General features: G+C 26.8%; 12 protein-coding genes and 2 pseudogenes. 12 read left to right on the top strand and 2 right to left on the bottom strand.

What is annotated here, in order from left to right; genetic code table 11:
• Positions 1-37: 37 nt before the first annotated feature.
• Positions 38-1,009 (bottom strand): annotated as a pseudogene (locus BB_RS07255) (ERF family protein).
• Between the two features lie 419 nt (positions 1,010-1,428).
• Here BB_RS07255 and BB_RS07260 point away from each other — a divergent pair.
• The 7 genes from BB_RS07260 to BB_RS07290 all read left to right on the top strand — a co-directional run bounded on the left by BB_RS07260 (position 1,429) and on the right by BB_RS07290 (position 7,262).
• Entirely contained in the window at positions 1,429-2,529 is a 1,101-nt protein-coding gene (locus BB_RS07260) for a plasmid maintenance protein (protein ID WP_010883880.1), read from the top strand.
• Positions 2,530-2,539: 10 nt separating this feature from the next.
• Positions 2,540-3,106 (top strand): DUF226 domain-containing protein, encoded by a 567-nt coding sequence (locus BB_RS07265; RefSeq protein ID WP_010883881.1) that lies wholly within the window; start codon positions 2,540-2,542, stop codon positions 3,104-3,106.
• Positions 3,082-3,837 (top strand): ParA family protein, encoded by a 756-nt coding sequence (locus BB_RS07270; RefSeq protein ID WP_010883882.1) that lies wholly within the window; start codon positions 3,082-3,084, stop codon positions 3,835-3,837. The genes BB_RS07265 and BB_RS07270 overlap by 25 nt, the downstream gene beginning before the upstream one ends.
• Positions 3,838-3,878: 41 nt before the next feature.
• Positions 3,879-4,439, top strand: a complete 561-nt coding sequence (locus BB_RS07275) for a chromosome replication/partitioning protein (protein WP_010258840.1) — start codon at positions 3,879-3,881, stop codon at positions 4,437-4,439.
• A gap of 9 nt (positions 4,440-4,448) precedes the next feature.
• Positions 4,449-4,988 carry a Bdr family repetitive protein gene (gene bdr / locus BB_RS07280; RefSeq protein ID WP_010883883.1) on the top strand — a complete coding sequence of 180 codons (540 nt, stop codon included), beginning with the start codon at positions 4,449-4,451 and terminating at the stop codon, positions 4,986-4,988.
• A gap of 470 nt (positions 4,989-5,458) precedes the next feature.
• Positions 5,459-6,784 carry a DUF244 domain-containing protein gene (locus BB_RS07285; RefSeq protein WP_010883884.1) on the top strand — a complete coding sequence of 442 codons (1,326 nt, stop codon included), beginning with the start codon at positions 5,459-5,461 and terminating at the stop codon, positions 6,782-6,784.
• A gap of 52 nt (positions 6,785-6,836) precedes the next feature.
• Entirely contained in the window at positions 6,837-7,262 is a 426-nt protein-coding gene (locus tag BB_RS07290; protein ID WP_010883885.1) for a DUF261 domain-containing protein, read from the top strand.
• Between the two features lie 5 nt (positions 7,263-7,267).
• On the opposite strand, the pseudogene BB_RS07295 reads toward BB_RS07290, so the two are convergent.
• A pseudogene (locus BB_RS07295) lies at positions 7,268-8,044 on the bottom strand (tyrosine-type recombinase/integrase).
• Positions 8,045-8,474: 430 nt separating this feature from the next.
• Here BB_RS07295 and erpP point away from each other — a divergent pair.
• The 5 genes from erpP (at position 8,475) to BB_RS07320 (ending at position 12,916) form a co-directional block, all read left to right on the top strand.
• Positions 8,475-9,035, top strand: a complete 561-nt coding sequence (erpP, locus tag BB_RS07300) for a plasminogen-binding protein ErpP (RefSeq protein WP_010883886.1) — start codon at positions 8,475-8,477, stop codon at positions 9,033-9,035.
• A 27-nt stretch (positions 9,036-9,062) separates the two neighbouring features.
• Positions 9,063-10,094 carry an ErpQ gene (locus tag BB_RS07305; RefSeq protein ID WP_010883887.1) on the top strand — a complete coding sequence of 344 codons (1,032 nt, stop codon included), beginning with the start codon at positions 9,063-9,065 and terminating at the stop codon, positions 10,092-10,094.
• A 196-nt stretch (positions 10,095-10,290) separates the two neighbouring features.
• Entirely contained in the window at positions 10,291-10,809 is a 519-nt protein-coding gene (locus BB_RS07310; protein WP_010883896.1) for a DUF643 domain-containing protein, read from the top strand.
• A 191-nt stretch (positions 10,810-11,000) separates the two neighbouring features.
• Positions 11,001-11,567, top strand: a complete 567-nt coding sequence (locus tag BB_RS07315; protein WP_044283640.1) for a DUF603 domain-containing protein — start codon at positions 11,001-11,003, stop codon at positions 11,565-11,567.
• A complete protein-coding gene (locus BB_RS07320; protein WP_010883888.1) occupies positions 11,564-12,916 on the top strand; it encodes a PBSX family phage terminase large subunit in 1,353 nt (450 codons plus the stop codon). The genes BB_RS07315 and BB_RS07320 overlap by 4 nt, the downstream gene beginning before the upstream one ends.

Consider the following 12,916-nt stretch of genomic DNA (forward strand, 5'->3'; position numbering starts at 1 on the left):
CAGCCCCCATGTGGGGGCTTCACCATATAAGAATTCGCTATGCTGCAAATATGCAATCAAACCGTTCATATTCTTTTAAGACACTAAAGAATATTAATGGACTAGGGCCATAAGCAGTCCTCTTAAACGACACAAACTTTTCAAAATCTTGTAAATCCTTTAATCTATTATTTTTCTTGAAATAGTTTTTTATAATCTCCGCCCAATAGTTTATACTTTTAAAATCACTATTTTTCTCAAAATACGAGATTAAATCAGATTCAATTTTCTTGATATCATCAACATTATTGGGGTCTATATTCTGAATAAAGCTTATTTTTTGAATAATTGAGTTTATATTATCTTTTGTTGTAGGGCTATTTACCCAATCTTTTATATTAGACAACGCTTCTTTAAAAACACTGTAATAATAAAACCTATCTTTTTTTTATTCTTGCTTAATATCTCTTTTCTGGTTTTGAATAATATTATTTTTCTGAATTTGATTAATCTCTTGTTTTTGTTCTCTTTTTTGTTCTTACTTTTGATTAACACTAACTTGTTTGTTAGGCATAGAATTTCTGTTTTCATAATTATTGTAAATAGGTGCTGCATCAGTATCCATTTCGCTTTTTATATTAAGACATGCAACTAAAGCGTATCTTTTGAAATAAGTAATAGCTGAACCAACAAATTGTGGCAATGTATTTACATTTTTAGAACCATTTTCACTGTTCCATTGCAAATTTTCTGTAAGAATTGGGGTATCAAATGACTCTCTATACCCACTGCTTGTGCTGTAGAATGTGGTCCTAATAACATGAACTATACCATATGGATCATGTGTAAAAGTTGGAAATTGCCTAAACATAAGATCCAAATTATGCTTTTCAATAACGTTTTCAATTTCTTCTAATATGTCATTGAAATCCTGATACTTATATCCGTACCCTTTAAGACTTTTGTCAATACGTGGCAAGTTCTTCATTAGGGTTTTCATATCATTTAAGAATTTAATTTCTGCTTGAATATTTTCTTGTGGATTATTATTGTTTTAAAGATTTTCCATCTTTTTCCTCCGTTTATATGTATTAATAAATATAAGTATATAGCAAAAACTATTTTTGCCAACTTCTTTACAAAAAATTTTTACAAAAAGTGCGGGCTTAGCTAAATTCTCTTGTTAAAGAACTTAGTTAAGCCCATATCTTTATTTCTTGTAAATTCATATAAACGGTAGAAAAAATGCGAACATTTTACTACGCTATTTGTAGTATAAGTCAACTTAGAATTAAAATCAATTTATATTTTTACTAAATTACAAATTTTTATATTAATTTAACAAAATTAATAATTAAAATTTAATATTTTTTTAGAAAAGTATTTACTTTTAAATCAAAATTTTGCACTATATTAGTAATTACTAATACATGTAAACGGAGAAAAAAAATGCAAAATTTCCCAAATAAAACAAAAATTCCAACTTGCCACAACAAACACCAACACAAATTAATATCTCTTACTTCAACGCTAGATTTTCTAAACAAAAAAGATAAAAAATACACACAACAAAACATACTCTACTGCTTTAACGAAAATCTAAAAAGAAATGGGCTAGCTCCCACTACACTAAGAACAATGCAAAATTATCTTTACAAATTAGAAAAAGTACTAAAAGTTACAACTAATTACTACCAACACATGGGTGTAAATTGTGGAACTGAAATTTACTATAAACTAAAGTATCCCAAAAAAGAATGTTACCAGAAAATCAACAAGTACTTTAAAGAACGAAAAAACTCTAGATTTAAATCTAGAGTTAATAACCATTTTAAAGACAATGTTTCTAAAAATAGTAGTGTAAATTCAGTGGAGTGTTTAAATAATAAAAATAATAATACAAAAGAAGAAAGAAAGATTAAAGAAATAGAAAAATATCAACTAAGAAATTATTTCAATAATTGTAACTTTAAAACGGAAGAAGCTCTTTCTATTTTGTATTTAAATATTGATAAAGATACTAAGATTGAGGCAATAAATATCTTAAAACAAAATGAAATTGCCCTAATAAAAAAATTCAATATAAAAAAATCTTGCATGAAAGAAAAACAAAAAAAATTAAAAGAAATTCTACACAACACTAGGAAAAAATTAGAAGAAAACGGGTACAATCCCAAACAATTAGAAATAAATTTACAAAAAGTATACGAAAATTACAAATATAAGCCCCACTTTATTATTGAAAATCATAAATATAGCGATTTAAACAATATAAAGCGTAAATTAGAAAAGTCGATTGAAAGAAAAAAAGAAAATTCTCAACAAAATTATCAAAATTTAAAGGAAAATATTTTCAATATCCTTATTGAACAACTAAAAAAAGAAACAAATATTGAAATTCTAAAGCCAATTACCAAAAAATATTTGAATAACCAAAAGAAAATAGAATACAATAAAGTATTTGGTACATATTATCTTGAATTATTGGAAATAATAAGAAAACAAAAAAATTCTTTAACCACAGAAGAATTTAACATAAAGGCTATATGAGGATTTAAATATGGAAAGTGCAATGGAGCCTATTGAAACTATAAAAAAGGGCAAATGTAAAGTTGAATGTCAAAATAAAGAACGCTTTATTTTAATTGAAAAAGAAAATGGTAAAGCAATGTACCATACAAAAATAATGATGGACATTTACAAATTTGGAGTATATGAAAAAAAACATGAATTTAGACTATCATTAAGGGCCCTATTTAATGGGGAAAGAATTGTTGAAGAAACTCACTTATACCCAATTAAAGAAGGAGATAAGTTTATTGGTATTTTTTATGGCTATAGAAAACCAATCAAAAAACCTTTAATAAAGTATAAAATAAATGGAACTAGAAAAGCATATGCATTAGCAAGAGCATATTATATGGAATTTAGATTTAAAGCCGGAAGTGTTTTTTGCTATTTTAAGGGGCTATATCGTTTATTGGATAAAAAAAGAACAAATAATCATTACAACAAAGTTTTATTTAGTATGTTTGCAGATTTAGAACAACAAGTATATAAATTTTATGGGAAAAAATACCCGGAGCAAGGACCGTTAATAAAATGGATAATAAAAAACCTAAAATAATAACAATAGCGTCAATCAAGGGCGGTGTTGGTAAAAGCACAAGTGCCTTATTTTATGGCAATATTTTAGCTAAAGAAAGACATAAAGTATTGATAATTGATAGTGATCCACAGGCCAGTATTACTAGTTACTTTTTGTTTAAATTAAAAGAACAAAATGTGAATGTCGAAAATTACAATCTTTATGAAGTTTTTAAACAAAGAAAATATATAGAAAATTGCATTTTTACAGTATCTAATTGTTTAGATATAATTCCCAGTTCCTTAGAATTATCTGTTTTTAATTCAGAAAGCATACCATTACAAGACAACCTTTTAGAAAAAAGACTTTTGACTATTAAATCTAAATATGATTATGTGATAATCGATACAAATCCCAGCTTAGGACATCTTTTAAACAATGCTTTAGTAATTACCAATTATTTAATAATACCAATTAATTCCGATTTATGGGCAGTTGAAAGTATAGATCTAATATTAGATGCAATAAATAAAGTTTATAGAAATGATATTACACCTTATTTTTTAGTGACGGGGGCACTAGAGAGACAAAACATAGATAAGGAAATAATATTTAATTTGGAGAATAGATATAAAGAAAATCTAATAGGAGTTATTCCTAAAAGAGATGATATCAAAAAAGTGCTGTTTTATAGAAAAGAATTTTCTTCAAAAACAGACTATTATCAAGAATATAAAAAATCTTTAGATAAAATGTTAAAAATAAAATAACAAATAAAATATATCCAGTAATGGACAAATAAGGAGTTTGCATGAGCATTAAAAATAAAATGATAATAACCAAAAGAATAGATATAAAGGAAAATATGTCTAAAATGGAGTCATTAGAAGAAATTCATAAAGAAGAATATTTGAGATTAAAAGACAAATTAAAAACTCTAACAACGGATGATATTTATAATAAAATAGAAACAGCAAAAATATTAAATGCGATTAATCAAAAAAAACTGTATATTTTAGACGGATATAAAAATTTTTATAGCTTTTTAGCTGATTTTAAAATCGCTAAATCTCAAGCATATAAATATATAAAAATAGTATCGGGCGTAGAAAAAGGTATTATTGACTATAATTTTATTGCTAATAATGGCATTGAAAAAACAATTAAACAATTGGAAAGTAACAATGTTATTAAAAAATCTAGGCAAAATCCAATAAAGCCTTTAAGGTTTCAACTTAAAAAGCAAGAAAGTTATGATTTTTATAAAAAAAATGGGAAGTTTACTGGGTTTTTATTGGAAGAACTTCTTGAAAGTCAAACAGATTTGATTAATAAGCTTTTAAAAAAATATAAACAATTAAAAGGATATTAAGAGGATTTTATGAGAAATTTGGTGCACAGAACATATGATATAGAAAGCATAAAAAATGAATTTTTAAACATAGGATTTAGTGAAGAGGCAATAGATTTTGTTTTTCTTCATAATGATAATTACAACTATGAGGTTTTAAAAGAGAAAATAATTGATGTAGAAAAGAATTTGCAAAAAGACATATCTAGTTTAGATACTAAGATAGATAATGTAGAAAAGAATTTAAATGTTAAGATAGATAATGTAGAGAAGAATTTAAATATTAAAATAGATAGTGTTAAAAATGAACTTAATTCTAAAATAGATAGTTTAGATACTAAGATAGATAATGTAGAAAAAACTTTGCAAAAAGATATATCTAGCTTGAATACTAAAATAGATAGTGTAGAAAAAACCTTACAAAAGGATATATTTAGCCTAGATAATAAAATAAATGTTTTAAAAAACGAACTTACTGCAAGTAATAGAACAATACAAGTAATTTTAATAATGGGAATAACGCTTGCTCCAATTATTTATTCTATATTCAATAAGCATTTTTTAAATTAAGAATGATTAAAATTTTATAAAGTAATAAGTTAGTATATAGCTTTAAAGTAGAACTTATTTGAATTTTTTAACAAGAGAATTTAAATAGGTTCTTTTATTTTAACAAATACAAAATAATTTTAATTCTAAATTGAACTGAATTTAATTGTTTAGTGAGTTTATCTAAAATAAATTGAGCTAAGCCAGCGGCTTTCTTAAGCTCTTTAACATGAGAATTTAATAAAGCTTTTATTTATTATAATAATTTCTGTAAAAAGCCTGACAAAAATAATTTTTGTTATACATATGTATATGTATAGCTAAAAAAATATATTGCTATCAAAAAAATCCAATTAAGTTGGGTTTAGCTAAGTTCTTTAACAAGAGAATTTAAATAAGTCCAACTATTTTTTTGTAAAAATTTTTGTAAAAAAGTTGTCAAAAATAGTTTTTGCTATGTAATTATTTATTACAAAATAAGGAGGAAAAAGATGGAAAATCTTTCAAACAATAATAATCCACAAGAAAATATTCAAGGAGAGCTCAAAATGATAAGTATTAATCAACAAAGTTTTACTGGTTGTGAAATATTTGAGGAAAAATCTTCTCCCATTAAAGAAAAAAGTAAATTAAGTAAGATAGGTAAGAAATTACCAGGAATAAGTAGTCAAGAATGTTTTAGATTTAATCGCAATATTGATTTTAGTGTGCAAAGAAACAAGTTAGATAAATACGGTGCTAGTGAAGTAGGTAATATTCTTGTTGGAGGTGCTGGGCTGAAAGATTTAATGATAAACAGAGTGCTTAAATATTTTGATATGAGCCTATCTTTTGAAGAGAATTTATATATGCTCAAGGGCAAAGAGTTAGAGAATTTAGGATTTAGAGAGTTTGTTAAAGCATACGGTGATAATATTGATATTTTATATAAAAATAAATATGCCAACGGTGTTGATAAGTATAATTATTTCAAAAAAATGGGCAGTTCAGAAACTTTAGTGGGCTCAACAATTGATGGCTGGTTTATTAATAATAATGGCGATTTAGAACTATTAGAGATTAAAAGTAGCGACTCTAATTATATGAGTAGTGCTATTGCTGAGGACAATAAAAATGGCAATTTTTTAAGCAGTAAATATTTTTTCAAATATTATGTACAAGCACAAATACAGCTAGCATGCACTGGGCTTAAGTATTGTAATTTGTTCTTTTTAATAGATGCTGCACCAATTAACTGTAAGATTAAAAGAGATGAGGCCTTAATATCAAAAGTGTTTGAATTTGTTAATAAATGTGAATTAGAAATTATAAATTTGAAAAAAGATATTTATAGTAACTATAGAGAGGAATACTTAATGGCACATAATTTTAACGAGGATACGTTTATAAAACTTGTTGAAGATTTAGTAGAAAGGAGTGATTTTTATAGTTCTGAAGTTGAGTTTGATTGGGTAAGAGAATTTATAGAATATGTTGATTGTGCAGACCTTGAAATTAAGGATAATCAATTTGCTGAAAATCTTGCGTATGATTTAATGGAGATTGATAGTCTACAAAAAGAATTAAATAGAATCCAAAACGAAAATAAAAAAAGAGAAAAGCCCATTAAAGATAGGTTGAAGATGCTAATTTACAATATTACGAATACATATCCACTAATTGAGCAGTTAAATTATAAATTTGGAGAGTTTGTGTTTACTCTTGACCCTAAGAAAAGGGCAATATCAGATAGATTAAAGGGACTACTACCAACAAGTGGTACAGTATTTTTCCCTAGCAATATAGCATTTGCAAATAGTGTCAGTGTCCCCATGTGAATGGGAGCACTAAAAAATTAAAAAAATAAATTTAATATAGGAGGATTAATTAATGCTTATTAATAAAATAAAACAAGATAATAGAACTTTACGCCCAGAGATACAAAGGTGGGGTTGTTACTTTTTGTGTCTACATTATTATACAAGCCTATTTAAGAAATGTGAATTTAATGCTTATGAGATAAATGCAGCGTATTATAGATTTATAGGACTTGGGTACATTAAGAGTAATTGTTTTATTATAAATCCATGTATGATACTTAATTATTACGGAATTAGAAGTAGTGTGAGATATGAGTCTTTAAATTATTTAGGTGCAGCCAATGAATTTGAAATAAGCGAAGTTAAAATCGATAAGGTTAATGGATATCACTTTATAGCAACAAAAAATAAAGAAATATTATATGATTCACTTGACTTGAAACCTCGTGGGAAAATATTTAAAGTAACTTCAAAGCGTATATTTAGACTAAAGTAGTTTTTTTAAAGTTTAAGGTTATTTTGCATGCATTTATAAGCGTGAATTTTATTAGCAGCAGAGAGTCCATAAATATTATCAATTTCGGAAGTTGAATGATATTTCATAAGTTCTTTAATTTGAAAAGAATTATAACCATTAGATTTTAAATATGAAATAAACAAATTTCTAAATAAATGAAGTGATTTATTAGCACGAAATCCTGACTTTTTGAGAAGATTTTTGAATTTATTAGAAATATGGATAATGCTAATTTGATTATCTTTAAATTTATGTTTAGTTTTTTGGAAAAGATAAGTACGCCGAGAGTCAAGATTTTTTTCATTAAAGTAATTTTCGTGAGCTTTTTGAATAGCATCAAATTCTACAGATTTTATGACAATTTCTCTAATGCAAGTGACATTTCTTTTTTTAGCTACATTTACTTTTATATTGTAAAAAGTTTCTCCAGTTTTGCTTAAAAAGGGAGTAATATCTTGCATTTTTACTTTTTGCAGCTCGGCACCTCTGCAGCCACTTATTGCCAGTAGATTTAAAAACCAACCAGAAATTGGGTCAATTTATTTTAATGTTTTAACACATTTTTCAATTATTTTGATAATTTTTTGATTCAAATAAAACTTTGGAGTTGGTTTTGAAGCTTTTTTAGTAGGCTTAGAAGAAATTTTTAGTGAATTTTTAAGAATTTTGTTTTCATTTAATACATTTTGATAGTCTTTTAAGAATTTGTGCATCAAATCTGTATCGAAATTATTTAAATTAAAATAATTATTAGTATCCATAAAATCCTCTCCTTTGAAGTGTTACTTTTAAATTAAGTAAAAGTAATAAAAATTTAATAAAAATGTAATTTATATTTTATCAAAACCCTAAAATTTTAGTCAAATTTATGGTGTTCTCATTGCATGCGAAATTTGGGTTGTGGAGTGGCTGTGATAAACAGAAGAGGCAATTTTTAAGGGGTGGACTTAAGAAAGACATGATACTTTAAGTGATATATAGCAAAGACTTTGAAATTTAATTTGTATGTGTTTTGTAGTCTTTTGTAATGAGCCGGGCATTTGCAATGGAGAGATTTTTGGGAGTTGGTTAAAATTACATTTGAGTTTTGTTAATATGTAATAGCTGAATGTAACAAAATTATATATTTAAATCTTTGAAATATTGCAATTATTAGCTGTTGTGGTATGATTAGGACTTATGGAGAAATTTATGAATAAGAAAATGAAAATGTTTATTGTTTGTGCTGTTTTTATACTTATAGGTGCTTGCAAAATTCATACTTCATATGATGAGCAAAGTAGTGGTGAGATAAACCATACTTTATATGATGAGCAAAGTAATGGTGAGTTAAAACTTAAAAAAATAGAATTCTCTAAATTTACTGTAAAAATTAAAAATAAAGATAATAATAGTAACTGGACAGACCTAGGAGATTTAGTTGTAAGAAAAGAAGAAAATGGTATTGATACGGGTTTAAACGCTGGGGGACATTCGGCTACATTCTTTTCATTAAAAGAATCAGAAGTTAATAACTTTATAAAAGCAATGACTAAAGGCGGATCATTTAAAACTAGTTTGTATTATGGATATAAGTACGAACAAAGTAGTGCAAATGGTATCCAAAACAAAGAGATCATAACAAAAATAGAAAGTATTAATGGTGCTGAACATATTGCGTTTTTAGGAGATAAAATTAATAACGGTGTGGGGGGAGATAAAACAGCTGAATATGCAATACCACTAGAAGTGCTTAAAAAAAATTTAAAATAGAATTTAGAAATATAGGAGAGAATAATTATGAATAAAAAAACATTGATTATTTGTGCTGTTTTTGCGCTGATAATTTCTTGCAAGAATTTTGCAACTGGTAAAGATATAAAACAAAATTCAGAAGGGAAAATTAAAGGATTTGTAAATAAGATTTTAGATCCAGTAAAGGATAAAATTGCTTCAAGTGGTACAAAAGTAGATGAAGTAGCAAAAAAATTACAAGAAGAAGAAAAAGAAGAATTAATGCAGGGCGATGATCCTAATGGCAGTGGAATAAATCCGCCACCAGTATTGCCGGAAAATATTCACAATAATGCATTAGTATTAAAAGCAATAGAACAAAGTGATGGTCAACAAGAAAAAAAAGTAGAAGAAGCTGAAGCTAAAGTTGAAGAAAATAAAGAAAAACAAGAGAATACAGAAGAAAACATTAAAGAAAAAGAAATAATAGACGAACAAAACAAACAAGAATTAGCTAAAGCTAAAGAAGAAGAACAACAAAAAGAACAAAAAAGACATCAAGAAGAGCAACAAAGAAAAGCTAAAGCAGAAAAAGAAAAAAGAGAAAGAGAAGAGGCAGAACAACAAAAACGACAACAAGAAGAGGAAGAAAAAAGGCAAGTTGATAACCAAATTAAAACACTTATAGCTAAAATAGATGAGATCAATGAAAATATTGATGTTATAAAATGGCAAACGACTGTAGGCCCACAAGGCGTTATAGATAGAATTACTGGGCCTGTGTATGATGATTTTACCAATGGCAATAATTCTATACGCGAAACTTGGGAGGGGTTAGAAGAGGAATCAGAAGACGAAGGATTAGGAAAATTATTGAAAGAATTGAGTGATGCTAGGGACGCGCTAAGAACTAAATTAAATGAAGGCAATAAACCATATACTGGTTACGAAGAGCCTAAGTTAAAAGAAAGTGTAAATGTTAGCGAAATTAAAGAAGATTTAGAAAAATTAAAATCAAAATTAGAAGAAGTTAAAAAATATCTTAAAGATAGTTCTAAATTTGAAGAAATTAAAGGATACATCAGTGACAGTCAGTAATTATATTGGATGCTTTTAGGTGTAACTAAATTTGCGTATACAAAGTAACAGCTAGTAGAAAAGTTCACTGGCTGTTATTTTTTTGTAGATTTCATTGTTATGAATATAGAAATGTTTTCTATCAAAACTTTCATTTAAAAAATGCCAAAAACTATTGCTCAAAATATTGTTTATTTATATACTATCTATAATTAATATGCATACTAATGAAATTTCAAATTTTTATGATAATCTTAGTGAAGATTTAAAAAAGTCAATAAATAAACTTTATGAAACCGAACAAGCAACGCAAGAACAAAAAAGTCAAATGTATAGCTCTTATAAAGCAGCGCAAGAATACGGAATAAAAACTGGAAAAAGCACTGAGGAAATAATAAATGACATTATAGACCCTACAAAAAAAATTATTAAAGACGTTCTGAAAAATAAATATTTAATACAAAAATATAAAAATTCCAAAAATATGCAAGTTGATTATAGCGACAAGAAAGGGATGCTAAAGAAATGTTTGAAAAAATTAGGAGAGTATGATTCCATGATATTTTTGGGGGCTGTTTATGGTATTCTTAACCATATTTATCAAAAAGTTTCAAAACAATATCAATTAATTATGATCAACGAATTTAAAGATATACTATTTATAAGGATACACAACTATGATAAGAGAATTTTTACAAGCGATGATCTAATTAAAACAATAAAAGATTTTCCCTAATTTATATAGTCAAGTTGTTGCAAAATTCAATAAATTAGTTAATTGCTATTTCTAAATCAATAAAAGTCAAAAAAATACCAAACACCTGTCAATAGATATCAATAAGATAATAGTTAATGTTAACAATTAACAAATTGATTTACTATTTAGAGTAACAATTTGTTAATTTAGTTATTTTAGGAGAAATTGTTTTGAAAAGAGCTAAAAGGTCTTTTAATGATTATGTTGCATACTTTAGAGAAGGATCGTTAGATGATAGAGAAATATCGGTTAAATTGGGAGTTTCTAGGGTAAATGTGTGGAGAATGAGACAAAAATGGGAAAGTGGAGAAACTTCTGTTAGCGAGGATTCTAGAGTAACAATTAGTGAAGATACTTTTGAACACCTTTTGTCGCAAACCTTTAGATCAGAAGTTAACGCTAGGAAAGTTAGAAGCGAATTGGATTTAGAGCGGGCTAATTTAGAATTAGGATTTATAAATGCATTTAAGCAATATTCTAGTGTTGAGCTTGTTAGTATGCATACTAAAATAGAAAATTTAAGAGCCGAAATTGACGCTTTAAATAAAGCAAGTAGTAAAAAAAACAAGCAAGTTGTTAATGGAGAAATTAATTCTTTAAAAAGCGAGCTTGATGAATATGTAAAGGAGTGCTCAATAAGAGAAATGGAGCTTTACTATGAATGTATGAAAAAACTTACAACTGCTCATGAAGCTGAAAGTAAAAGCAACTACAAAAATAGTAAAGGGAACAAGTGAACTTATATCAAACAAAACTTTTTACAACACTACAAAAGGAATACAAAAATAAATATGGAGTTGACATATCACAATTTGTAAAGCTAGCAAATTCTTCAATTAATTTTGATAAGTTTGAAGAAAAACAGTTAACTTTAAAACAAAAAAATGTGATAAAAAGTATTAAAAAGAATAATGAAAAAAAGATTATACTCAGCGGAGGCATAGCTAGTGGCAAAACGTATCTTGCATGTTATCTTTTTCTAAAAAGTTTAATTGAAAATAAAAAGTTATACTCTAGTGATACTAATAATTTCATTATTGGGAATTCACAACGCTCAGTTGAAGTTAATGTTTTAGGACAATTTGAAAAGCTATGTAAACTTCTTAAAATTCCTTATATCCCAAGACATACAAATAATTCATATATTCTGATTGATTCACTACGTATTAATCTATATGGTGGAGATAAGGCAAGTGATTTTGAAAGATTTAGGGGAAGTAATTCAGCACTTATTTTTGTTAATGAGGCTACAACTTTACACAAGCAAACTTTAGAGGAGGTCTTAAAAAGACTAAGATGCGGGCAAGAAACTATTATTTTTGATACTAATCCTGATCATCCAGAACACTATTTTAAAACCGATTATATTGATAATATAGCGACATTTAAGATATATAATTTTACAACTTATGATAATGTGCTACTTAGTAAAGGATTTATCGAAACACAAGAAAAACTCTATAAAGATATACCATCATATAAAGCAAGAGTTTTGCTAGGTGAGTGGATAGCAAGCACTGATTCAATTTTTACACAAATAAATATTACTGATGATTATATATTTACTAGCCCGATAGCATATTTAGACCCAGCATTTAGTGTTGGAGGGGATAACACTGCATTATGTGTTATGGAGCGAGTTGATGATAAGTATTATGCTTTTGTATTTCAAGACCAACGACCAGCCAATGATCCTTATATTATGAATATGGTAAAGACCGTTATAGAAAATTTCAATGTGCATACACTGTATTTAGAGGATAGAGATAATACAAAAGGTGCTGGTGGATTGACCCGCGAATACATCTTGCTAAGAAATAATATAAGCCAATATTTTAGAATTGTTCCAGTTAAGCCAAAGTCTAATAAATTTAGCAGAATAACAATGTTAATTACGCCGTTTACTTACAAAAAACTTTATATTACAAAGTACAGTAGTTCTTCTGTATTTAATGATATTTATTCGTATAAGGGGGATAGCAAAACCCATGATGATGCTCTTGATGCAATATCTGCAGCATATTTGATGTTGTCTTTAGGATATAGAGAGCGAAGTGTTCACTTTGGCAATCAAAGATTTTTGTAA

Origin of the sequence: Borreliella burgdorferi B31, assembly GCF_000008685.2 — a bacterium.
GTDB classification, from domain to species: Bacteria; Spirochaetota; Spirochaetia; order Borreliales; family Borreliaceae; genus Borreliella; species Borreliella burgdorferi.